The 23,541-nt window shown below is 29.6% G+C and carries 18 protein-coding genes and 1 riboswitch; of the genes, 10 read left to right on the forward strand and 8 right to left on the reverse strand.

What is annotated here, in order from left to right:
* Positions 1-18: 18 nt before the first annotated feature.
* From BXQ17_RS02155 to lysA, 4 genes are all read right to left on the reverse strand, one after another.
* On the reverse strand, positions 19-2,142 hold the full coding sequence (locus tag BXQ17_RS02155) for a Tex family protein (protein ID WP_077809052.1): 2,124 nt from the start codon (positions 2,140-2,142) through the stop codon (positions 19-21).
* Positions 2,143-2,221: 79 nt separating this feature from the next.
* Positions 2,222-2,737 (reverse strand): GNAT family N-acetyltransferase, encoded by a 516-nt coding sequence (locus tag BXQ17_RS02160; RefSeq protein ID WP_077809053.1) that lies wholly within the window; start codon positions 2,735-2,737, stop codon positions 2,222-2,224.
* Positions 2,738-2,747: 10 nt separating this feature from the next.
* Positions 2,748-3,359, reverse strand: a complete 612-nt coding sequence (locus BXQ17_RS02165; RefSeq protein ID WP_077809054.1) for a fumarylacetoacetate hydrolase family protein — start codon at positions 3,357-3,359, stop codon at positions 2,748-2,750.
* A gap of 89 nt (positions 3,360-3,448) precedes the next feature.
* Positions 3,449-4,693, reverse strand: coding sequence for a diaminopimelate decarboxylase (gene lysA, locus BXQ17_RS02170; RefSeq protein ID WP_077809055.1), 1,245 nt, complete (start codon positions 4,691-4,693; stop codon positions 3,449-3,451).
* A 218-nt stretch (positions 4,694-4,911) separates the two neighbouring features.
* Between lysA and BXQ17_RS02175 the strand changes: the two genes are divergently transcribed.
* The 4 genes from BXQ17_RS02175 (at position 4,912) to BXQ17_RS02190 (ending at position 11,428) form a co-directional block, all read left to right on the forward strand.
* Positions 4,912-6,771, forward strand: coding sequence for a DNA topoisomerase IV subunit B (locus tag BXQ17_RS02175; RefSeq protein WP_077809056.1), 1,860 nt, complete (start codon positions 4,912-4,914; stop codon positions 6,769-6,771).
* Complete coding sequence (locus tag BXQ17_RS02180) at positions 6,772-6,966, forward strand: hypothetical protein (protein WP_077809057.1); 195 nt, start codon at positions 6,772-6,774, stop codon at positions 6,964-6,966.
* A gap of 224 nt (positions 6,967-7,190) precedes the next feature.
* The gene (locus BXQ17_RS02185) at positions 7,191-9,932 is read left to right on the forward strand and encodes a DNA gyrase/topoisomerase IV subunit A (RefSeq protein WP_077809058.1); all 2,742 of its coding nucleotides are present in this window, start codon (positions 7,191-7,193) and stop codon (positions 9,930-9,932) included.
* Positions 9,933-10,108: 176 nt separating this feature from the next.
* A complete protein-coding gene (locus BXQ17_RS02190; protein WP_077809059.1) occupies positions 10,109-11,428 on the forward strand; it encodes a LuxR C-terminal-related transcriptional regulator in 1,320 nt (439 codons plus the stop codon).
* A gap of 173 nt (positions 11,429-11,601) precedes the next feature.
* Here BXQ17_RS02190 and BXQ17_RS02195 read toward each other — a convergent pair whose 3' ends face one another.
* On the reverse strand, positions 11,602-12,741 hold the full coding sequence (locus BXQ17_RS02195) for an ABC transporter substrate-binding protein (protein ID WP_077809060.1): 1,140 nt from the start codon (positions 12,739-12,741) through the stop codon (positions 11,602-11,604).
* A 56-nt stretch (positions 12,742-12,797) separates the two neighbouring features.
* Positions 12,798-12,996, forward strand: a riboswitch (cobalamin riboswitch).
* An 82-nt stretch (positions 12,997-13,078) separates the two neighbouring features.
* Between BXQ17_RS02195 and BXQ17_RS02200 the strand changes: the two genes are divergently transcribed.
* The gene (locus BXQ17_RS02200; RefSeq protein WP_077809061.1) at positions 13,079-15,016 is read left to right on the forward strand and encodes a TonB-dependent siderophore receptor; all 1,938 of its coding nucleotides are present in this window, start codon (positions 13,079-13,081) and stop codon (positions 15,014-15,016) included.
* Positions 15,017-15,084: 68 nt separating this feature from the next.
* Here the strand turns inward: BXQ17_RS02200 and BXQ17_RS02205 are convergent, their stop codons facing one another.
* The 3 genes from BXQ17_RS02205 to BXQ17_RS02215 are packed head-to-tail and all read right to left on the reverse strand — an operon-like array spanning position 15,085 to position 16,936.
* On the reverse strand, positions 15,085-15,597 hold the full coding sequence (locus tag BXQ17_RS02205; protein ID WP_077809062.1) for a hypothetical protein: 513 nt from the start codon (positions 15,595-15,597) through the stop codon (positions 15,085-15,087).
* Between the two features lie 3 nt (positions 15,598-15,600).
* Positions 15,601-16,320 carry a DUF3307 domain-containing protein gene (locus BXQ17_RS02210; protein WP_077809063.1) on the reverse strand — a complete coding sequence of 240 codons (720 nt, stop codon included), beginning with the start codon at positions 16,318-16,320 and terminating at the stop codon, positions 15,601-15,603.
* Between the two features lies 1 nt (position 16,321).
* A complete protein-coding gene (locus tag BXQ17_RS02215) occupies positions 16,322-16,936 on the reverse strand; it encodes a SatD family protein (protein ID WP_077809064.1) in 615 nt (204 codons plus the stop codon).
* 281 nt (positions 16,937-17,217) lie between these two features.
* Between BXQ17_RS02215 and BXQ17_RS02220 the strand changes: the two genes are divergently transcribed.
* The 5 genes from BXQ17_RS02220 (at position 17,218) to dnaJ (ending at position 23,494) form a co-directional block, all read left to right on the forward strand.
* Positions 17,218-19,539, forward strand: coding sequence for an ATP-dependent helicase (locus BXQ17_RS02220; protein WP_077809065.1), 2,322 nt, complete (start codon positions 17,218-17,220; stop codon positions 19,537-19,539).
* Between the two features lie 128 nt (positions 19,540-19,667).
* On the forward strand, positions 19,668-20,318 hold the full coding sequence (locus BXQ17_RS02225; RefSeq protein WP_077809066.1) for a DUF4290 domain-containing protein: 651 nt from the start codon (positions 19,668-19,670) through the stop codon (positions 20,316-20,318).
* 6 nt (positions 20,319-20,324) lie between these two features.
* Entirely contained in the window at positions 20,325-21,635 is a 1,311-nt protein-coding gene (murA, locus tag BXQ17_RS02230; protein WP_077809067.1) for a UDP-N-acetylglucosamine 1-carboxyvinyltransferase, read from the forward strand.
* A 101-nt stretch (positions 21,636-21,736) separates the two neighbouring features.
* Positions 21,737-22,285 (forward strand): nucleotide exchange factor GrpE, encoded by a 549-nt coding sequence (locus BXQ17_RS02235; RefSeq protein WP_077811333.1) that lies wholly within the window; start codon positions 21,737-21,739, stop codon positions 22,283-22,285.
* A 69-nt stretch (positions 22,286-22,354) separates the two neighbouring features.
* Positions 22,355-23,494, forward strand: a complete 1,140-nt coding sequence (dnaJ, locus tag BXQ17_RS02240) for a molecular chaperone DnaJ (protein WP_077809068.1) — start codon at positions 22,355-22,357, stop codon at positions 23,492-23,494.
* The last annotated feature ends 47 nt before the right edge of the window (positions 23,495-23,541 follow it).

Below are 23,541 nucleotides of genomic sequence, written 5' to 3' on the forward strand. Positions count from 1 at the left end.
ATTTTAAGAATAAAAATGTTATTTAATTAAAGCTAATTGAATTCGTTTTCTCACAACATCAACCTCTAAAACTTTTGCAATAATTTGTTGTTGCAAACTTACAATAGTATTTACATCTTTAACAAAAGTATCCGATAGATTAGAAACATGAATTAGACCACTTTCTTTAATACCAATGTCTACAAAACAACCAAAATTGGTAATGTTATTTACAATTCCGGGTAATAATTGCCCGATTCTTAAATCTGAAATTGTTTTAATAGTTGCATCAAAAGAGAAAACTTTGGCCTTTTCTCTTGGGTCTAAACCAGGTTTTTCTAATTCTTTTACAATATCTGTTAAAGTTGGCAAACCAATGGTTTCTGTAATATAGTTTTTTAGATTTATTTGCTTTATCAAATCAGATTTTCCAATAAGATCTGCAACTTTTAGCTTATTGTCTTTGGCAATTCTATCTACTAAAGCATAACTTTCTGGGTGCACAGCAGAATCATCTAACGGATTTTTACCATTCTTAATTCTTAAAAAACCTGCCGCTTGCTCAAAAGCTTTACCTCCTAAACGAGGTACTTTTTTTATGTCGTTTCTAGAAGAAAAAGAACCATTTTTATTTCTGTAATTTACAATGTTTTCAGCTAATTTTGGCCCGATTCCAGACACATAACTTAATAAAGATTCGCTTGCCGTATTAATATTTACTCCGATGGTGTTTACACAACTTTCTACAGTTGCATCTAAAGATTTCTTTAATTTAGTTTGATCGACATCATGCTGGTATTGGCCAACGCCAATCGATTTAGCATCAATTTTAACCAATTCTGCCAACGGATCTTGCAAACGCCTACCTATAGAAACAGATCCACGAACGGTTACATCGTAATTAGGAAATTCGTCTCTTGCAATTTTTGATGCTGAATAAATAGAAGCACCAGCTTCACTAACAACAAAAACATCAATAGTATTTTTAAATTGAATTTTCTTTACCAATTGTTCAGTTTCACGAGAGGCAGTACCGTTACCAATAGCAATAGCATCAATTTTATATGCTTCTGCTAACGAACTAATTTTTTGAATGGCTTCAATTTTTTTATTTTGAGGTTCATGCGGAAAAACGGTTTCGTTATGCATTAATTCTCCTAATTCATTTAAGCATACTATTTTACATCCAGATCTAAAACCCGGGTCGATGGCTAAGACTCTTTTTTCACCTAAAGGTGCTCCTAAAAGTAATTGTTTTAGGTTTTTAGAAAACACTAAAATAGCATCATTATCTGCTTTTTCTTTTGCTAGTGAAAGTCTTTCGTTAGATAAAGAAGGGTATAGTAATCGTTTAAAGGCATCTTTAATAGCGGATTCTATTTGTGCCGAACATTCATTTTGCGTTCTAATAATTCTATTTTCAATTCTTTGCAATAACCTTTCGCTATCAACTTCAATTTTAATTCTGATAAAACCCTCATTTTCGGCTCTTAAAATTGCTAAAAATCTGTGAGAAGGAATTTTATTTAAAGACTCATTCCAATCAAAATAATCTTTAAATTTTTGTGCTTTTTCATCGTCTTTTTTAGACTTTATTACTTTGGATGAAATTGTAGCAAAACGTTCTAATTCTCTTCTTATATTATTTCTGATGTCTGCACGTTCATTAATCCATTCTGCAATAATATAACGAGCGCCTTCTAAAGCTGCTTCAAGAGTTTCAACATCATTTTTAATGTATTTAGAAGCTGTATATTCTAAATCATTTACACGCTGACTCATTATCATTTTTGCTAACGGTTCTAAACCTTGTAATCTTGCAGTTTCTGCTTTTGTTTTTCGCTTTTTCTTAAAAGGTAAATACAAATCTTCTAAAGAAATTAAATCTGCAGAATTATTTACTTTTTCGGTTAATGCTGATGTTAAGACAGCTTGTTCTTCTAGCGCCTTTAAAATACTTTTTTTACGTTTTTCTAAAGTTTCGAAAGCTTCTTTAAATTTTACAATTTCGCCTAATTCTACTTCATCTAAATTGCCTGTCATTTCCTTTCTATATCTACTGATAAAAGGAATTGTAGCATCTTCATTTAATAAAGAAATTGTATTCTCTACAGATTTAGAAGAAAATTGTGTTTGTTGTGTTATATATTGAAGTAACTGCATTTTTAATTTGAATTTAAGCGAAAAAAATCCTCATAAAAATAAATTTTATGAGGATGTAAATATAGTTTTATTTTGTGTTTTAAGTAATTACTTTTTCAAAAGCTAATCTTTTTGCATTGTAATTTGTGTATATAATTCCGCAGTATTTGTAACCTAATTTTTTTAATAGAGATTGCATGCCAAGGTTATCTTCGTGTGTATCAATTTTTAAACTTCTAACTTTTTTTTCTAATAATTGTAAATGAAACTCATGAAACATAAAAGTGGCTATCCCAAATTTTCTAAATTCTTTTTTTATTGCCATTCTATGAATTACACCGTATTTTTCATTTTCAGAAACCATCCATTCACCATCAATAACGTCCTTATAAGTTGGTTCTTTTCTTAAAGTAAACATAGAAGTTGCCATAATTTGATTTTCATCATTTACAACCACATAACTTTCATTTTTTTTGATATCGTTTTCAATTTGTGCTGCATTTGGATATCCGTTTTGCCATTGATCTATTTTTTGTGATTTTAAATACGCTTTTGCATCATCAATAATAATAGCAATTTCTGGAATGTCTTCAATTTTAGAAAGTCTAATTTTCATCAATATTTACTTAAATCATTTTAAAATCTAATAGCAATTCTCCGTTTACAGAACATTGTAAATGATCTCCTTTAAAGATTTCTCCTTTACCTAAAGCGGGTGTACCAGTAAAAATTAAATCGCCTGGTTGTAAGGTCATATATTTAGAAATAAACACAATAATATCAGCAAAATTATTTATCATATAAGCTGTATTACTTTTTTGTTTTTCTACTCCGTTAATTTTTAAATCGAAATCTATATCTGCTAAATTATAGTTAGAAACGGGCTTAAAACTAGAAATTGGTGCTGCACCATCAAAACCTTTTGCAAATTCCCAAGGATGTTTTGTTTCTCTGGCGTTTTTTAGGATATCCGTAGCTGTATAATCGATACCAACAGCAATTTCTGAAATGTAAGTGTTCGCATCTTCTTTGGTAATGTTTTTACCTTCTTTACCAATTTTTACAACCAATTCTACTTCGTAAATTAACTCGTTTGTAATTTCACTTGGGTAAGCTACATCACGATTTATAGCTAAACTAGATTCTGGTTTCGAAAAGATGAATTTTTTACCTTTTTTCTTTTCTTCAATGTCTTTTAAATCGGTAACATAATTACTACCTATTCCTAATATTTTCATTGTGGTTATTGTTTGTTTATGGATTAGTAAATATAAAAAAATCCACCAAAACATTTGCTTTGGTGGATTTTTAATGGTTTGTATTTTTGTTAAGCTTCTACTTTTTCTTTTTTAGAAGTCTTTGTTTTAAAGAAGTCTATAGTTTCTTGATTGTTTAAAATGTCTTTAATTGTTTGTCTTTTTCTGATAAGATAATCTTGCCCTTTATGCACCATAACTTCTGCAGGTAAATAGCGAGAATTGTAATTAGAAGCCATAGAAAAGCAATAAGCACCGGCGTTATGGAAACATAAAATATCTTCTTCAGAAATTTCTGCAATTCTTCTATTAGACGCAAAAGTATCTGTTTCGCAAATATAACCTACCACAGAATAATAACGATCTCTACCTGTAGGATTCGAAATATTTGTAATATGATGATAAGAATCGTACATCATTGGTCTAACCAAGTGGTTAAAACCAGAATCTACGTGTGCAAATACAGTAGAAGTTGTTTGTTTTACAACGTTAACTTTTGCTAAAAATACACCAGCTTCTGAAACCAAAAATTTACCAGGTTCGAACATTAAAGTAATGTCTTTACCATATTCTGTACAAAACTCATTAAATCTTTCAGATAATTGTAAACCTAATTGCTCGATGTCTGTAGATATATCACCTTCTTTATAAGGAACTTTAAATCCGCTACCAAAATCGATAAAATCTATGTTTTCGAATTGTCTTGCAACATCAAATAAAATATCCGAAGCACGTAAAAAAGTATCGATATCTAAAATATCAGAACCTGTGTGCATGTGAATTCCGTTAATATTCATACCAGTATTTTCTACAACACGTTTAATGTGTGGTACTTGATGAATTGAAATTCCGAATTTAGAATCGATATGACCAACAGAGATTTTAGAATTTCCACCAGCCATAATATGTGGATTTATACGAACACAAACTGGAATATTTGGATGTTTTTGACCAAATTGCTCTAAAATAGAAAGGTTATCAATATTAATTTGAACACCTAACTTTGCAACTTCTTCAATTTCAGATAAAGAAACTCCGTTTGGTGTGTAAATAATATCTTTAGGATCTATACCTGTAGCTAAACATAACTGAACTTCTTGAAAAGAAACAGTATCTAACCCAGAACCTAAGTTTTTGAAAAACTGTAAAATATTAATGTTAGATAATGCTTTTACAGCATAATTTAACTTTAAGTTTTTTACGCTGCTAAAAGCATTTGTTAATCTGTTGTATTGAGATTCTATTTTGTCTGTATCGTAAACATATAAAGGACTTCCGTATTTATTTGCCAACGCTGTTAATTGTGTACTTTCCAATTTTAAATAATTTTAGAGTGTCAAAAGTAAATAAATTGTTTAATAAATTACGTTTTGTTTAAAAATACAACAAATTGTTTTTTATTGTGATTTTTACCCTTATTTTTAGGTTTTATTTCGTTAAAATGATGTTGATAACTAATTGCTAAAAATGTTTATTTTTTAGTGCTTAAAACTTATTTTTACGATACGCCAAACCAATAGTAGCAAGAGATTATATGAGTCAAGAAACAAAATATACAGAAGATAATATTAGATCTTTAGACTGGAAAGAGCATATAAGAATGCGTCCTGGAATGTACATTGGTAAGTTAGGTGACGGTTCTTCTGCAGATGATGGTATTTATATTCTTGTTAAAGAAGTGTTAGACAACTCTATTGACGAGTATGTAATGGGCGCCGGAAAAACCATTGAAATTTCTATTCACGGTAGTAAAGTTACTGTTAGAGATTATGGTAGAGGTATTCCTTTAGGTAAAGTTGTCGATGTAGTTTCTAAAATGAATACGGGAGGTAAATACGATTCGAAAGCTTTTAAGAAATCTGTAGGTTTAAATGGTGTTGGTACAAAAGCTGTAAATGCACTTTCTTCTTATTTTAGAGTAGAATCTTCTAGAGAAGGAAAATCTGCTTCTGCAGAATTTTCTCAAGGTAATCTAGAAAACGAAGAGTTTTTAGAAGAGTCTTCGCGTAGAAAAGGTACCAAAGTTTCATTTGTACCCGATGAAACGATCTTTAAAAACTACAAGTTCAGAAATGAATATGTAGCTAAAATGCTAAAAAACTATGTATATCTAAATCCTGGTTTAACCATTATTTTTAATGGAGAAAAATTCTTTTCTAAAAACGGATTGAAAGATTTATTAGAAGACAACAACAATAAAGAAGACATGTTGTATCCGATAATTCATTTAAAAGGAGATGATATAGAGGTTGCAATTACACACAGTAAAACACAATATTCAGAAGAATACCACTCTTTTGTAAACGGGCAACATACAACACAAGGTGGTACACATCAAGCGGCATTTAGAGAAGCAGTTGTAAAAACTATAAGAGATTTCTACGGAAAAAGTTTTGAAGCTTCAGATATTCGTAAATCAATTATTTCTGCGATTGCCATAAAAGTTATGGAACCTGTTTTTGAAAGTCAGACAAAAACCAAATTAGGTTCTACAGATATGGGCGGAGATTTACCAACGGTTAGAACTTATATTAATGATTTTCTAAAAACCAAGTTGGATAATTTTTTACACAAAAATGCCGATGTAGCAGAAACACTGCAGAAAAAGATAATTCAGGCAGAAAAAGAGCGTAAAGAATTATCTGGTATTCGAAAATTAGCAAAAGACAGAGCTAAAAAAGCAAGTTTACACAATAAAAAATTAAGAGATTGTAGAATACATTTAGGTGATGTTAAAAAAGAGAACTATCTAGAAACAACACTATTTATTACAGAGGGAGACTCTGCATCGGGTTCTATCACAAAATCTAGAAATGTAAATACTCAAGCAGTATTTAGTCTAAAAGGAAAACCTTTAAACTCTTACGGATTAAGTAAAAAAATTGTGTACGAAAATGAAGAATTTAATCTGTTACAAGCAGCTTTAAATATAGAAGATGGTCTAGAAGATTTGCGTTATAATAATATAGTAATTGCTACCGATGCCGATGTAGATGGTATGCATATTCGTTTATTATTGATAACTTTTTTCTTACAGTTTTTTCCTGAATTGATAAAAGAAGGGCATTTGTTCATTTTAGAAACACCATTATTTAGAGTAAGAAATAAAAAACAAACTTTTTATTGTTATTCTGATGAAGAAAAACGAGAGGCAATTGAAAAATTAAGAGGAAAACCAGAAATAACTCGATTTAAAGGTTTGGGTGAAATTTCACCAAACGAATTTGTACATTTTATTGGTGATGATATTCGATTAGATCCTGTGATGTTAGATAAAGAAATGTCTATAGAACAAATGTTGCAGTTTTATATGGGTAAAAATACACCAGACAGACAAAAATTTATTATCGAGAATTTAAAAGTAGAATTAGATTACGTAGAAGACGAAGCATAGATGAAAAAAGTAAAGACAGTTTTTAATATATTTTCAATAATTTTTCTAATCATTTTAATTTTCTGGATAACACAGGTTAATTATAATGATTTTTCGTACAAAGAAAACACTTCTGCCTATTTAGGAATTTTATCATCAGCTATGATGTCTTTAGCATTGCAGTTGATTATTAGAGGAGTAAAAGAAAAGAAATAAGGAATTTACTGGATGTTATTTTTTTTAAAAAAATGATATTTAGTAAACATGTATTTTTTGCGTTAAGGATTGAAGTGGCATCCTTTTTAGTTGTCAGTTCGAGTAAATTTGTGAAGAATGAGCAAATTTTTATCGAGAACAAAACTAAAAAGATATAACGTAAAGCCTGTTAAAACGCCCAAAGAATAAATAAATAAACTCTTAAACGAATAAACGTTTTTTACATGAGTGAAGAAATAAACGAAAACGAACACGAAGAAGAATTAACAAATGAAGGAGAACAATTAGATTCACCTCAAGAAGAAACCATAACTAAGGTTACAGGAATGTACAAAGAATGGTTTTTAGATTATGCTTCGTATGTAATTTTAGAAAGAGCTGTACCTTCTTTAGAAGACGGTTTAAAACCAGTGCAACGTAGAATTATGCATTCTATGAAAGATTTAGACGATGGACGTTACAATAAAGTAGCAAACATTGTTGGTCATACAATGCAGTATCATCCGCATGGAGACGCAAGTATTGCAGATGCGATGGTGCAAATTGGTCAGAAAGAATTACTAATCGATATGCAAGGTAACTGGGGTAATATTTTAACCGGAGACCGTGCAGCAGCTTCTCGTTATATAGAGGCTCGTTTATCTAAATTTGCGTTAGACGTTGTGTTTAATCCGAAGACAACAGAATGGAAGTTGTCTTATGATGGACGAAGAAAAGAACCAATTGATTTACCTGTAAAGTTTCCGTTATTATTAGCACAAGGTGCAGAAGGAATTGCAGTAGGTTTATCGACAAAAGTTTTACCACATAATTTTATTGAATTAATAGATGCTTCTATAAAGTATTTAAAAGGAAGAAGTTTTAAAATTTTACCCGATTTTTTAACGGGCGGAATTGCAGATTTTACCAATTATAATGATGGTAAGCGTGGTGGAAAAGTACGTGTCAGAGCAAAAATTTCTCAGTTAGATAAAAAGACGTTGGTAATTTCAGAAATACCTTTTTCTACAACTACAACATCTTTAATTGATAGTATTTTAAAAGCTAATGATAAAGGTAAAATTAAGATAAAGAAGATAGAAGATAATACAGCTGCAGAAGTAGAAATTTTAGTGCATTTACCACCCAACGTATCGCCAGATAAATCTATAGATGCGTTGTATGCTTTTACAAATTGTGAAACATCTATTTCTCCGTTAGCTTGTACAATTCAAGATAATAAACCAGTATTTGCAGGTGTATCAGAAATGTTAAAACACTCTACAGATTTAACGGTAGAATTGCTCAAAAAAGAATTAGAAATTCAGTTAAACGAATTAGAAGAACAGTGGCATTTTTCATCTTTAGAAAGAATTTTTATTGAAAATAGAATTTATAGAGATATAGAAGAAGAAGAAACTTGGGACGGTGTAATAGAAGCAATTGATAAAGGTTTACAACCACACATAAAACATTTAAAAAGAGCAATTACTGTAGAAGATATTACACGTTTAACAGAAATTCGTATTAAGAAAATATCAAAATTCGATATTGACAAGGCGAAGCAATTTATAGAAAGTTTAGAAGAAAAGATTGCAGAGGTAAAAGGGAATTTAGATAATTTAATTGAGTTTGCAATTACTTACTTTAAGCGTTTAAAAGATACGTACGGTAAAGGAAAAGAACGAAAAACAGAGATTAGAATATTTGATGATATTGTGGCCTCTAAAGTTGCAATGAATAATGCCAAACTTTATGTAAATAGAGCAGAAGGTTTTATTGGTACTTCATTAAAAAGAGACGAGTTTGTTACAGATTGTTCTGATATAGATGATATTATTATCTTTAGAAAAGATGGTAAAATGATGGTAACAAAAGTAGATTCTAAGACCTTTGTTGGTAAAGATATTATACACGTAGCCGTCTTTAAAAAGAAAGATAAAAGAACTGTTTATAATTTTATGTACAGAGATGGCGCAAGAGGACCATCATACATGAAACGTTTTAACGTAACTTCTGTTACAAGAGATAAAGAGTACGATTTAACAAACGGAAATAAAGGTTCTATTGTGCATTATTTTACTGCAAATCCTAACGGAGAAGCAGAAGTTGTAACTGTTAATTTGCGTTCTGTTGGAAGTGTTAAGAAATTAAAATGGGATATAGATTTTGCAGATTTATCAGTAAAAGGTAGATCTGTAAGAGGTAATAGAATTACAAAATATTCTATTAAATCTATAGATTTTAAATCGGAAGGAGTTTCTACACTAAAACCACGAAAAATTTGGTTTGATGACACAGTACAACGTTTAAATGTAGATGAAAGAGGAGAGCTTTTGGGTGAGTTTAAAGCAGAAGATAAATTGCTAATTATAACACAATCTGGTAAAGCAAAAGCTGTAAAGCCAGATTTAACAATGCATTTTGAAGACGATATGATCGTTTTAGAAAAATGGCAACCTAAAAAACCAATTTCTGCTATTTATTTTGATGGTGAAAAAGAACGTTATTACGTAAAACGATTTTTAATTGAATCAGTTGAAAAGGAAGAGGTTTTTATTTCAGAACATGCAAAGTCTCAACTCGAAATTGTAGCAACAGATTACAGGCCTGTAGCAGAAATTCAGTTTTCTAAAAGGAGTTTAGATAATGAAGAGGTTAATTTTGAGGAGTTCATAGCTGTAAAAGGAATCAAAGCGCAAGGTAACCAGTTAACTACAGATAAGATTAAAAATGTAAATCTTTTAGAATCTTTACCACATGAAGTAGAAGAGGAAGAGGTTGAAAGTAGCGATTCAGATAAAGAAAATGAAGTGGTAGTAGATGACAAGTTACCAATTGATGTACCACTACCTGAAACAAAAAAGCCAATTTTAGAGGAACTTTCTGCAGAAGAAAAAGCAAAAATAGCTTTGCAAAAATCTATAGCGAAGAAAAAGGCAGAAGAAAAAAAGAGAGATGATGAGAATCAAACAAAATTATTTTGATAAGGTAATATCTTAATATTAAGTTAAAAAAAATGAAATTTTAACTTTATAATATTAAGATAAATTTAAAATTGTACCTTAGGTAATGTAAAAGATTTCAATCAATTCTTTTTTAGGTTTTTCTGTAGAAAATAATTTCTTTTACATTCAATCTCTAAAGATTTAGAAAAATAGCCATGAAAAATAAGCTTATATTAGTATTTATCTTTTTTACTTTTACTGCCTTTTCTCAGTCAGAAATATACTATTATAAAGATTTTGAAGCCAATTTAGAAGTTTTAGATATAGAAGATAAAACTTTTAATTTGTTAGAGTATAATATTTTAGAAAAACAATCAGACGCTGTTTATTGGTTTAAAATACCAGCATCTAACTCTAAAGAGGATTATATATTTAGAATAAAAAATTACAGAGCTAACAACTCTATAGCATATCAAAATAGAAGGCCTTTAGAAAAAATAAAAAATTCTAGATTTACTTCTTATAAAATACAAAGAGATTATCCTGTTTTTATAAAAGTTAGTTCAGATTATAGTGCCTATTATCCGGTAGAGTTAAAATTAGAAGAAGAGTATCATTTTGATGAAAGTGTCCAAATTTTAATTAACAGTTTTTATTATGGTGCTGCTTTTTTAATTATTGTTTTTAGTATTGTTTATTATTTTTTCTTTAAAGATAATTCTTTTATTCATCACTGTTTTTTACTAATGAGTTTAGTATTTGCCTTTTTGGCATCAGATGGTATTTTTAACTTTTTTAATTTTAATAATACTATTATTGATAATTTAATTTTATTCAATTATTTTTTTCTTGGTTTTTTCTCTTTTAAGTTTGCTCATAACTTTTTATTAGTTGATAATTATTATCCTGGGTTAAAAAAATATTCACATATTATTGTAGTCAATATATTTTTGTTTGTAGTATTATTCTATTTCTTTAAAAAATCAGAATTGTTTGTTATTTTAAATATATTAACTTTTCTTTTGTTTTTAACCTATTGGGTTGTAAGTGTACTTTTAATTAATAAGAGCGGGCACATTAAGTTATTTACAATTGCATTTGTTATTATATTATTTAATGGAATTAATTTTACAGTTTTAAAAAATTTCGGAATTTCATTTTTTGACAATGCTCCATTCAATATGAAAATTGGAGGCCTTGTACAGGTTGTTACTTTATCTTTTGCAGTTATATATAGAGAAAAGACATTAAGAAAAAGAAATTCTTACATGAAGAATGAAATAATTAATTTTAATAAAGAGATAGATTTATTAACGAGTAATATAGACAAAGAATCTAAAATTAAAGATATAGAGAATTTAAGTATTAGAGAGAGAGAGGTTTTCGATTTAATTGTAATTGGTAAGTCTAATAAAGAGATTGCTTTAGAAGTAAATGTATCTATTAATACGGTAAAGTTTCATGTAAAAAATATTTACGGAAAACTAAATATAAAAAGTAGGAAAGAAGTACTAACAATTGATAAAAACCAGTAAAAACAAAGGTTTATATTGATTTACTACCCATTTACTACCCGTCGACTACCCATAAAACACCCTTGTTTTCTTTAATAATTACTAACTTTTTGTCTAAATTTGAATTATAAGAAAAGCATTCCCCCAGTCTTTATTAATAAAGTCTTTAATTTTAAATTAGAGGCTTTATTTTTTTATGGCATTTCCTCAAAAAAAGCCAATTTATAATCTGGTAGTAATTCTGGATTACAGATTTTTATAAGGTCTTTTAACACCAAATCTGGTCTTGTGCCTGCAAGTTCATAATAAATTACACCACCTGTTTTTCCTTTTTTTATTGTTGGAGTAAAAATTTTACTTTGCTTAAAAGCATTAAATTTCTTATAAAGTTTATTACTTTCTAAAAGTTGATCTTTCGAAGTAAAATATCCTGGAGCTATCCAATAATCTGCACTTTGACCTTTATCAAAAACACTTTCGAAACTCAAGGACAAACTACCTTTGCCTTTTGTGTCTTGCCATAAGTAGTTTAAATTTGCATCTTTTAAAAATTGTGCAACGTAACTTTCTCCTGCTGGTAAATTCCAAATATCTTTACTCATAATTGCACCAGACAAAACAGTAGGTTTACTTTTTGCTGATAAAGCAATTTTTTTTGCATCTAAATAATTTTTTTCGATGTTATAAAAAATACTGTCGGCCTCTTTTTCTTTATCAAATAAAACACCAAAAAATTTAATCCATTCTGCTCTTCCTAAAGGAGTTTCTTCTAGCCAATCACCATTGTAAATAACATTTATACCTGCTTTTTTTATAGTTGTTAGGCTTTTATCAGCACTAGAAACACTATAACCAACTACTAGTTCTGGTTGAAGATTAAGAAGTATTTCTGTATTTAAAGAACTTTCTTTTCCAATCTCTATAATTTTATTTTCATCAATTAATTTTCTTGTTTTTTTTGAAGAAACATATTTTGAATAAGGAAAGCCTACAATAGATGTTTCTTCATTTAATAACTCAATCATTGGTATGTGAGTTGTAGAGGTAACTACAATTTTTTGAATTGGTGTAGAGATTACAGTTTCATTTGTGGTTATCGTTTTTTTGTTTTGCTTGTCTCTTATAATGTATTTAAAAACGTTATTAGAGTTTTGATATGCTGTTTTAATAATTAATTTTTTTGATCCATTTTCATTAATAATGTCAAAACCTTTAGCGTATTTAATTTTACTTTTTAGGCTATAGTTTTCATCAATTTCTTTGTTTTTTTTTTGACATGATACAATTATCGATAGAAAAGTGACAAGTAATATTTTTGAGAAATTATTATTCATGAAAATTAATTTTAAGACAAGATTACAAAAATGTTTTCTAATATCAATTTATAGTCTACATTTGTGCCGATTTTGGTTTTGATGTAAAAATTGGTTTACATCAAATTAAAAGGGAATCTAGTTAAAATCTAGAGCTGTTCCCGCAACTGTAAGCTACAAAGCTTGTAACTATTCTTTTACCACTGACATTTTTTTGTTGGGAAGGTTTGTTACAAGACGCAAGTCAGGAAACCTGCCATTATCACGAGTTAAAAAACTTTCGGGATAAAAGTTTATGTACTAATCTATTTTCGTACACAAAATTTACCTGATTTATTGTAAATCAAATTTATTAGAAATGAAAAAACAATTTATTATTGTTGGTGCGTTGGCATGTAGTTTTGTCAGCACAAATCTTTTTGCTCAAAAACAAAAAGAGAATGTAGAAACTTTAAAAGAGGTTGTAGTTACTGCAACTAAATTTAATTTAAAAAAAGAAAATACTGGTAAGGTAATTCATAAAATTACCCAAGAAATGTTGCTTCAGAATTCAGGAAAAACTGTTATAGAAATTTTAAATAACCTAGCTGGTATTGATGTAAAGGGAGTAAATACAAATCCATCAGAACCTAGAAGTATAAATATTAGAGGTGGTAGAGCTAGACAAGTTTTAGTTTTAATTGACGGAGTGCCAGTTACAGATCAATCTGCAATTAATCAAGAATTTGATTTACGTTTATTAGCGGTTAATCAAATAGAAAGTATCGAGGTTTTAAAAGGTGCATCATCTACATTATACGGTTCTGGTGCTGCAACGGCAGTTATTAGTATTACCTTAAAAAAGGCTTCTTTAGACAAGGTTTCTGGTTCTTTTGAAACAAGTTTAGGTACTAATAATACTGCAAATTCTCCCAATGGAAGTTTGTCTGATAGAAACCAAAACCTAAATGTTAATGGTACTTTAGGTAAAATTAATTTTTTAGGATCTTTTAGTTTAACAGGAGTTAACGGCATTTCATCAGCAAAAAGTATCACAAATACTGCTTTTGAAACCGATGCATTTTATTCTAAAAACGCTTTAGTAAAGTTAGGTTATAAAGTAAATGAGAAATTAACTTTAGAGACTTTTTTAAATTATGATGAATTTGATTATGATTTCGATGCTGGTGCTTTTGCTGATAGTAAAGTTAATACTGGTAGTCAAGAGCAGTTTAGAGTTGGTTTTAAGCCAACATATACTTATAATAAAGGACAACTTTATTTATTAGCTTCTGCAAATGTGGTAGAAAGGGATTTAAGTCAGTTTAATTCTTTTGCTTGTGTTTTACAAGATTATGAATTTGTAGGAAGAAGTGTAAATGTAGATTTAGTAAATAGATATGAGTTTACAGAGCAATTACAATTAATAACAGGGTTAAATTATCAAATTCATAGTAACAATACAATTACTCCTTTTGGTAAGATAGAAAAAGGATTGGCTAATTTTAATACGGTAGATCCTTACGCGAGTTTAGTTTATATTTCTGATTTTGGTGTAAGCGTAAATGTTGGTGGTCGTTTAAATATGCATAATGTTTATGGCAACCATTTTGTTTACGATGCAAATTTAGCTTATGCACTTTTAAATATTAATGATACAGCTTTAAAACTATTTTCTTCTTTTAGCACTGCTTTTATAGCGCCTAGTTTGTATCAATTATACGATGGTTTTTCTGGTAATATTGATTTAAACCCAGAATCTAACAAAACGTTTGAAGCTGGTTTCGATTTAAACTTTAAAGATTGGTTGCAATTAGAAACAGTTTACTTTAATAGAAAAGAAACAGATGCTATTATTTATGATGCTTCTACATTTAAATATGGTAATGGTTCTTCTGATGCAAACGGATTTGAAGTAAGTGCTAAAGTAGTACCAACTTCATTTTTAGCAATAAATGCATCATTTACGTATACAGATAGAGATGTAACCGAAGATTTTAATGACTACATTCCAGAAAATAAGTTGGTTGCTGGTTTAGATATTACTCCGTTTGAAAATGCATTTTTTAACTTTACTTATAGAAATGTAGGTGAAAGAACAATTTTTGATAGATATGGTTCTTTTGGTATAGCAGGTCAAGATGTTGTATTAGAAAACTACCAAGTATTAGATTTTATGACGAATTATAAAGTTTTAGGAGATACAGTTACATTTTTTGCGGCAGTAACAAATCTTTTAAATGAAGATTATGATGATGTATTTGGATACGCTACCAGAGGAAGAAATTATAAACTAGGAGTTCGATTACAATTCTAAGAAGAAGGTTTCTAAAAAAGAAAAAGTAAAAACTCCGTTTGTTACATATGTAATAAACGGAGATTTTTTTACAATAAAATTTTAACTTCTTTCTTTATAAATTCGATGGCAGTTTCTGTTGGCGGAGTAGTAGTGCTATAATCTGTAAGAATAATTTCTCTTAGTTCGTTTGCAGATTTGGCTTGATCTGCAACTTGTTTATATTTGTTTATTACAGCATTTTTTGCAGCGTAAACAGCTGTCCAGGTTTCATTTTGCACATAAATTTGTTGCACTAAATTATGATCAAATTCTTGTTCTATGTTCGCTATCAATAATTGTAAATAATCTTGAGTGTTTGTAGATATTGGCGAAACCCTCATAAGCATTTTTACAGGGTTTATTCTATCGCAAAACAGCATTAAACGTTCGTAAGCTTGTAATTTAATAGGTAATGACTCCTTTTTTTGTTGCGCTAAAAGTTCGAGTTTTTTTTCAGAAATTCTATTTGCAATAAAGCCATTAAACATATAATAAGCAACAAAACCTGTTACTACAGCAGGCAATATATATGCAACACTATCTATAAATTTATCTTCCATTAATTATGTTGTATTTAGTAAGTACGAATATAAGATTCCTATTATAATAGCAAGACCAAAACTTAACAAAGTACCAATTAAAATATATTCGGTTAATTTTCTGTCTTTAGAAGAAGTTAGATCTCCAAATCTAAAAACAGACTTTGCTGCTACTAAAAAACCAATAGCTTCCCAATGATTTGTTACAATAAAAGTAAAAACAAAAAGACGTTCTAAAATACCAATATATCTACCAGCTTTTGCCAAAGAATCATCATTATTTGTTTTTGATTCAGGACTCCATTGTGTTATAAAAACTTTAATAATGATGCCAGATACACTTGTGACTAACAGTAATGCAACTATTAATAGTAAATTTTGTTGTGTAAATATATTTGCTAATTTTATATGTAAACCTTGGTAGATATAAGTTGTGATTAGCAATACAATTATATGCAGTAATTGGTCTATAAAAAACCAATTTCTTTTAGTTTTATCATTCTGATAATATAGTTTTATAACATCAATTAAAAAATGTGTTGTTACAATTACTAGAATACCAAGCCAATATATATTCAATTTAAATTCAAGAAGAATTATTAGTAAAATTGCGTGTATGCCAATATGTAGATATAGCATAGAAGACTTTAACTTATTTTCTTCTTTCTTTTTTACCCATTTGTTAGATTGCAAAACAAAATCACCTAAAATATGAGCCAATAAAAGTTTTAAAAATAAAAGCATATTATTTGTTTATTTTTTGTACTATTAAAATCTTAAAAAGGTTGTTTAGTTTTAATACAGGCTCTAAACCAGCTCTTTTTTGTCTTTCACTAACCCTGCCTTGTGTAATACTAAGCATTTTTGCAATTTCTTTTTGAGTTATTTCAGGGTTTTCTAAAACGATTTTAAATACTTCAGCAGAATTTACAGACCAAGAATCTATAGTTAATAATGCCAAATCAAAAGCAATATTAAAGGTTTTATCTATTTCTTGCCATGGTGTTTTTATCGCTAAACTTTGTTTTTTTAAATAGTTATCAAAAGCAAAACCAGAATTTATAAAAGCTTCTCCGTTTGCTTCTGTAATCTTATCAGCATTGTATTCCTTTTTACCAATTCCAATACCAATTCTAACATCCATATTTGCTATACTTTTTAGTGCAGATTTTATTTTTAAAGCAACTAAAAAGGCTTCTTCGGGTTTTTTAACTTCTACTTGAAAACTGTCGCCTCTATAGATTTGCCAGTATTTTGGTGATTCGCCAAAATTGACTAAAATTTCTTTTAGAGATGTTAGCCAATCGATATTGGTTGTTTTTCTAGAGTTGATGATGTCTCCGGTTAAAATACTAGTCATATATTTGCAAATAAATTTAAGTAAATATACTAAAATTTAATAGTAATAAATTAATTTTATCTGTTTTAAAGCAGATATTGTATTTTATCTGCCTATTTGCAGATATTTTACTTTATCTGTTCATGTTATTAAAGTCAATTAAACTTAATTGTTTGCTAAAATTATAAAAAAATAGAAATTATAAATGTGGAATAATTTGTGAATAAATAATAGAGTTCATTCCATAAAATCACAATTAGTTTCGTTAATTTTAACGCTTAAATACTTCAAAAAAATATCTCTTGAATAATTACTTAGAATCTTTAAATGAGCCGCAAAGGCAAGCTGTTATACAAAAGGATGGACCAATGATAATTATTGCTGGTGCCGGTTCTGGTAAAACACGTGTATTAACCTATAGAATTGCTCATTTAATGAAGCAGGGTGTAGATTCTTTTAATATTTTGTCTTTAACCTTTACCAATAAAGCTGCAAAAGAAATGAAAGCTAGAATTGCTTCTGTGGTAGGACAAAGTGAGGCAAAAAACCTTTGGATGGGAACTTTTCATTCCGTTTTTGCAAGAATTTTACGTTCCGAAGCAGATAAACTTGGTTTTCCAACTAATTTTACAATTTACGATACACAAGATTCTGTTAGGTTAATAAGTGCCATTATTAAAGAAATGGGCTTAGACAAAGAACGTTATAAGGCAAAACAGATTTTGGGAAGAATCTCTTCATTTAAAAACAGTTTAATAACCGTTAGAGCATATTTTAATAATTCTGATTTGCAAGAAGCAGACATGCATGCAAGCAGACCAAAAGTAGGTGATATTTATAAAGCATATGTAGATAGATGTTTTAAAGCTGGCGCAATGGATTTTGATGACTTATTGTTAAGAACCAATGAGTTGTTAGCACGTTTTCCAGAAGTTTTAGCAAAATACCAAGACAGATTTCGATACATAATGGTAGACGAGTATCAAGATACAAACCATTCTCAATACATTATTGTTCGTGCTTTGGCAGATAAATTCGGTAATATTTGTGTGGTAGGAGACGACTCGCAAAGTATTTATAGTTTTAGAGGAGCAAATATTCAGAATATTTTAAATTTTCAAAAAGATTATCCAGAAGTTAAAACATTTAAATTAGAGCAAAATTATCGCTCTACAAGTAATATTGTAAATGCAGCAAATTCTGTAATCGAAAAAAATAAAACAAAGTTAGATAAAGAAGTTTGGACGTCTAATGATGCCGGAGACGCAATTAACGTAATGCGCACAATATCCGACGGAGAAGAAGGTAGGTTCGTTGCGCAATCTATTTGGGAAAACCAAATGAATCATCAGCTTAAACCTAGCGATTTTTGCGTTTTATATAGAACAAACTCACAATCTAGAGCAATAGAAGACGCCTTACGTAAAAAAAATATTGATTATAAAATTTACGGAGGAATCTCTTTTTACCAAAGAAAAGAGATTAAAGATATTTTATCTTATTTACGTATTTTAATCAATCCTAATGATGAAGAAGCCTTAAAAAGAATTATAAATTATCCTGCCAGAGGTATTGGTGCAACAACAATAGACAAATTAACAATTGCAGCAAATCATTACAAAAAATCTATTTTCGATATTATAAAATATATAGATAAAATAGATCTTAAAATAAATGCTGGAACAAAGAATAAGCTTCAGAATTTTATGAATATGATGCTACGCTTTCAAATAGAAGCTAAAACTAAAAATGCCTTTGAAATTGCAGAAACTGTTGTAAAACAGACGCAATTAATTAAAGATTTAGAAAAAGATGGCACACCAGAAGCTGTAAGTAAAGTAGAAAATGTACAAGAACTTTTAAACGGAATTAAAGATTTTATTACTGATAAAATTGAAGAAGGACAAGACGCATCTTTAACTACTTTTTTAGAGGATGTTGCGTTGGCTACAGATTTTGATTCAGAAAAAAATGATGACAAACCAACCGTTTCTTTAATGACAATTCACCAATCTAAAGGATTGGAATATTTGTATGTTTATGTTGTAGGATTAGAAGAAAATTTATTTCCGTCTGCAATGAGCATGAATACCAGAAGCGAGTTAGAAGAAGAGCGCAGGTTGTTTTATGTAGCATTAACTAGAGCAGAAAAAGTAGCCTATTTAACGTATGCTCAAACTCGATACAGATGGGGAAAGTTAGTAGATGCAGAACCAAGTAGGTTTTTAGAAGAAATAGACGATCAATATTTAAATTACATAACACCAAAAAGTCCGAGTCCGGCAGTAAATAACTTTTTAGACAAAAGTATTTTTGATGATGCGCCAAAAGGAATTCGTTTTCAGAAACCAATTCAACGAAAAAAAATGGAGCGAGATTTAGCAAAGAAAAAAGAAATAACAATACCCAAAAACTTAAAAAAAGTTTCAAATGTTTCTCCTAAAATGAATCTTTTTGATGGTGAAATATCAAAAGGAAATATTGTAGAACACAATAGATTTGGTAAAGGAACAGTTATAGGTATAGAAGGTAAAGGACCCGATAAAAAAGCAGAAATTCAGTTTGCTACCGCAGGTAAAAAGAAATTACTATTACAATTTGCTAAATTAAAAGTGATTGGGTAAATAACTAAAAATAAATTGCTATTTTGCAACTTTAAAAAACTACAAAATATAACTTGTCAGTTCTAGTGTTTTCTTTTGATAAAATGATAAAGGAAAATGTATCGAGAACACTTCTCAAAAAAATATAAATGACATTCGATTTAGAGTACAATTCAGGAAGACCGTTAATGATTATACCAGAATACGGCAGACATATACAAAAATTAGTAGACCATTGTGTTGCTTTAGAAACTAAAGAAGAAAGAGACAAAATGGCCAAAGCAATAGTAGATGTAATGGGTAATTTACAACCTCATTTACGCGATGTGCCAGATTTTAAGCACAAACTTTGGGATCAATTGTACATTATGGCTGATTTTAAATTAGATGTAGAATCTCCTTATCCGCAGCCTTCTAAAGAAGAACTTAGAGAGAAACCAGAAGGTTTGGCATATCCAAAATCAGCATCTAGATACCGTTATTATGGTAATAACATACAAACCATGATAGATGTTGCTTTAAGTTGGGAAGAAGGAGAAAAAAAGGAAGCATTGGTTTATACGATTGCCAATCACATGAAAAAATGTTACTTAAATTGGAATAAAGATACGGTAGACGATAAAGTTATTTTTAAACATTTATTCGATTTATCAGACGGTAAAATAGATTTAAGAGAAACAACAGAACCACTTTCTGAAAGTAAAAACTTACTTAGAAAAAGAAACTCTCAAGGTCAGAATAATTCGAAGAGTAATTACAAGAAGCAACACAATAATCAACATAAAAATAGAAAAAGATAAGCGTTTATGGCATCATTTAAAATTGAAGGCGGACATAAATTAAACGGAACAATTACACCTCAAGGAGCAAAGAATGAAGTTTTACAAATACTTTGTGCTGTTTTATTAACTCCAGAAAGAGTAGTAGTAAACAATGTTCCTGATATTATTGATGTAAATAAACTAATTTTTATTTTAGGAGAATTAGGTGTAAAAGTAGAGAAGTTAAGTAGTAATGCTTATGCTTTTCAAGCTGATGATATTAATTTAGAATATTTAGAATCGGCAGACTTTAAAAGAGACGGAAGTTCTTTAAGAGGTTCTATTATGATTGTTGGACCGTTATTAGCTAGATTTGGTAAAGGTTATATTCCTAGACCTGGTGGCGATAAAATTGGTAGAAGAAGATTAGATACACATTTTGAAGGTTTTATTAGATTAGGCGCAAAATTTAGATATAATAAAGAAGAATACTTTTACGGAGTAGAAGCCGATGAACTTCAAGGAACAGAAATGTTGTTAGACGAAGCTTCTGTAACTGGTACAGCAAATATCTTAATGGCCGCAGTATTAGCAAAAGGAGAAACTAAAATTTACAATGCTGCTTGTGAACCTTATATTCAACAATTATCTAAAATGTTGAATTCGATGGGCGCAAAAATATCAGGTGTTGGTTCTAACTTGTTAGTAATTGAAGGGGTAGAATCTTTAGGAGGTTGCGAGCATACGGTTTTACCAGATATGATAGAAATTGGTTCTTGGATTGGTGTTGCGGTAATGACAAGATCAGAATTAACAATTAAAAATGTTAGCTGGAAAGATTTAGGACAAATACCTAGCGTTTTTAGAAAATTAGGAATCACTCTAGAGAAAAAAGGAGATGATATTTATATACCAGAACAAGAATCATACGAAATTCAGAATTATATAGATGGTTCTGTGTTAACAGTTGCAGATGCACCTTGGCCTGGTTTTACGCCAGATTTACTAAGTATTGTTTTAGTTATTGCAACACAAGCAAAAGGAACTGTTTTAATACATCAAAAGATGTTCGAAAGTCGTTTGTTTTTTGTAGATAAATTGATAGACATGGGCGCAAAAGTTATTTTATGTGATCCGCATAGAGCAACAGTAATTGGACACAATTTCGAGAGTCAATTAAAAGCAACAAAAATGACTTCGCCAGATATTAGAGCAGGTATTTCTTTATTAATTGCAGCACTTTCTGCAAAAGGAACTTCAATAATTAATAACATCGAACAAATAGATCGAGGTTATGAAAATATAGAAGCTAGACTAAAATCTATTGGAGCTAAAATTGAAAGAATAGAAGATTAATTTTAAGGATATAAAATGAAAATAGTGTCAGTTTGACACTATTTTTTTTGTTGGCAACATTTTTGCCATTAAGTAGTAGACAATTAAATGATTACAAAGAAATGAGTAAGAAAGAAAATATAAAGGAAGAAGAACTTAAAAACGAGCAAAGTACTTCTCAAGTTGAAGAAAATCAAGAGATTGAAGCAGATGTGGCTAAAGAAGAGCCTACAGCAGAAGAGTTAATTCAAGCTGAAAAAGATAAGTTTTTACGCTTATTTGCAGAGTTTGAAAACTACAAAAAAAGAACATCGAGAGAAAGAATAGAGTTATTTAAAACTGCAGGACAAGAATTAATGACATCTTTACTGCCAATTATTGATGATTTTGAGCGAGCACTGACACATATTGAAGAGGATAAAGAAGCAGAAGAATTAAGAAAAGGTGTGTTGTTAATTTATCAAAAATTCTACAACACTTTAGAGCAAAAAGGTTTATCAAAAGTAGAAACAAAAGCTGGCGATACTTTTGATGCTGAAATTCATGAAGCAATTACTCAAATACCTGCTCCATCAGAAGATTTAAAAGGTAAAGTAATTGATTGTGTAGAAAAAGGATACAAATTAGGAGATAAAATTATTCGATACCCAAAAGTGGTAATCGGACAGTAAATAATTACAATTAACAATGCACAATTACCATTGATCATTGATTACTGTTAATTGATAATTGAAATAAAAATGGCAAAACAAGATTTTTACGAAATTTTAGGTATTTCTAAATCTGCAACTCAGGCAGAAATTAAGAAGGCTTATAGAAAAATGGCTATAAAATATCATCCAGATAAAAACCCAGATGATAAAACCGCAGAAGAAAACTTTAAAAAAGCAGCAGAAGCTTATGAAGTTTTAAGCGACGAAAACAAAAAAGCAAGATACGATCAATACGGTCATGCTGCTTTTGATGGTCCTCAAGGCGGAGGCGGTTTTGGTGGCGGTGGTATGAATATGGATGACATATTTAGCCAATTCGGAGACATCTTTGGCGGTGGCGGTTTCGGCGGCGGCTTTGGTGGTGGTTTCGGCGGTGGCGGTGGTCAACGTCAAGCTAGAGTTAAAGGAAGTAACATGAGAATTCGTGTAAAACTAACTTTAGAAGAAATTGCAAAAGGAGTAGAGAAAAAAGTAAAAGTAAAACGTAAAGTTCAAGCAGACGGTGTTAAGTACAAAACTTGTACAACTTGTAGTGGTTCTGGGCAACAAATGCGTGTTACGAACACAATATTGGGTAGAATGCAAACTGCAACTACTTGTGGTACTTGTTCTGGTGCAGGAGAAATTATTAGTAGCAAACCAAACGGAGCAGATGCGCAAGGTTTAATTGTTGCAGAAGAAACAGTTTCTATAAACATACCAGCTGGTGTAACAGAAGGAGTTCAATTAAAAGTAGGAGGTAAAGGTAACGAGGCTCCTGGTAAAAATTCTATCGCAGGAGATTTATTAGTTTTAATTGAAGAAATACAACATGATTCTTTAAAAAGAGAAGGAACAAATATTCATTACGATTTGTATGTAAACTTTTCTGAAGCAGTTTTAGGTACTAGTAAAGAGGTAGAAACTGTAACTGGTAAAGTAAAAATTAAAATTGATGCAGGTACACAGTCTGGAAAAATTTTAAGATTAAAAGGAAAAGGTTTACCAAGTATCGAAAGATACGGCACAGGAGATTTTTTAATCCATATTAATGTCTGGACACCGCAAGAATTAAACAAAGAACAAAAGCAGTTTTTCGATAAAATGATGAACGATGACAACTTTGTTCCTGCGCCAAATAAATCTGATAAATCATTTTTTGAGAAAGTTAAAGATATGTTTTCGTAGACATATGTTAAAAAAATCAGTAAAAAAATGAATATTAAATAAAAAGA

It is taken from the genome of Polaribacter sp. BM10, assembly GCF_002005425.1.
Classification (GTDB): Bacteria; Bacteroidota; Bacteroidia; order Flavobacteriales; family Flavobacteriaceae; genus Polaribacter; species Polaribacter marinaquae.

Excerpts from the sequence above, each read along its gene's own strand:
- BXQ17_RS02235 (WP_077811333.1), top strand. The coding sequence starts at position 21,737 with ATGAGTAAGAAAGAAAATATAAAGGAAGAAGAACTTAAAAACGAGCAA.
- BXQ17_RS02210 (WP_077809063.1), bottom strand. The coding sequence starts at position 16,320 with ATGCTTTTATTTTTAAAACTTTTATTGGCTCATATTTTAGGTGATTTT.
- BXQ17_RS02175 (WP_077809056.1), top strand. The coding sequence starts at position 4,912 with ATGAGTCAAGAAACAAAATATACAGAAGATAATATTAGATCTTTAGAC.
- BXQ17_RS02155 (WP_077809052.1), bottom strand. The coding sequence starts at position 2,142 with ATGCAGTTACTTCAATATATAACACAACAAACACAATTTTCTTCTAAA.
- BXQ17_RS02225 (WP_077809066.1), top strand. The coding sequence starts at position 19,668 with ATGACATTCGATTTAGAGTACAATTCAGGAAGACCGTTAATGATTATA.
- BXQ17_RS02160 (WP_077809053.1), bottom strand. The coding sequence starts at position 2,737 with ATGAAAATTAGACTTTCTAAAATTGAAGACATTCCAGAAATTGCTATT.
- BXQ17_RS02200 (WP_077809061.1), top strand. The coding sequence starts at position 13,079 with ATGAAAAAACAATTTATTATTGTTGGTGCGTTGGCATGTAGTTTTGTC.
- BXQ17_RS02190 (WP_077809059.1), top strand. The coding sequence starts at position 10,109 with ATGAAAAATAAGCTTATATTAGTATTTATCTTTTTTACTTTTACTGCC.
- BXQ17_RS02165 (WP_077809054.1), bottom strand. The coding sequence starts at position 3,359 with ATGAAAATATTAGGAATAGGTAGTAATTATGTTACCGATTTAAAAGAC.
- BXQ17_RS02205 (WP_077809062.1), bottom strand. The coding sequence starts at position 15,597 with ATGGAAGATAAATTTATAGATAGTGTTGCATATATATTGCCTGCTGTA.
- BXQ17_RS02215 (WP_077809064.1), bottom strand. The coding sequence starts at position 16,936 with ATGACTAGTATTTTAACCGGAGACATCATCAACTCTAGAAAAACAACC.
- murA (WP_077809067.1), top strand. The coding sequence starts at position 20,325 with ATGGCATCATTTAAAATTGAAGGCGGACATAAATTAAACGGAACAATT.
- BXQ17_RS02195 (WP_077809060.1), bottom strand. The coding sequence starts at position 12,741 with ATGAATAATAATTTCTCAAAAATATTACTTGTCACTTTTCTATCGATA.
- BXQ17_RS02180 (WP_077809057.1), top strand. The coding sequence starts at position 6,772 with ATGAAAAAAGTAAAGACAGTTTTTAATATATTTTCAATAATTTTTCTA.
- BXQ17_RS02185 (WP_077809058.1), top strand. The coding sequence starts at position 7,191 with ATGAGTGAAGAAATAAACGAAAACGAACACGAAGAAGAATTAACAAAT.
- dnaJ (WP_077809068.1), top strand. The coding sequence starts at position 22,355 with ATGGCAAAACAAGATTTTTACGAAATTTTAGGTATTTCTAAATCTGCA.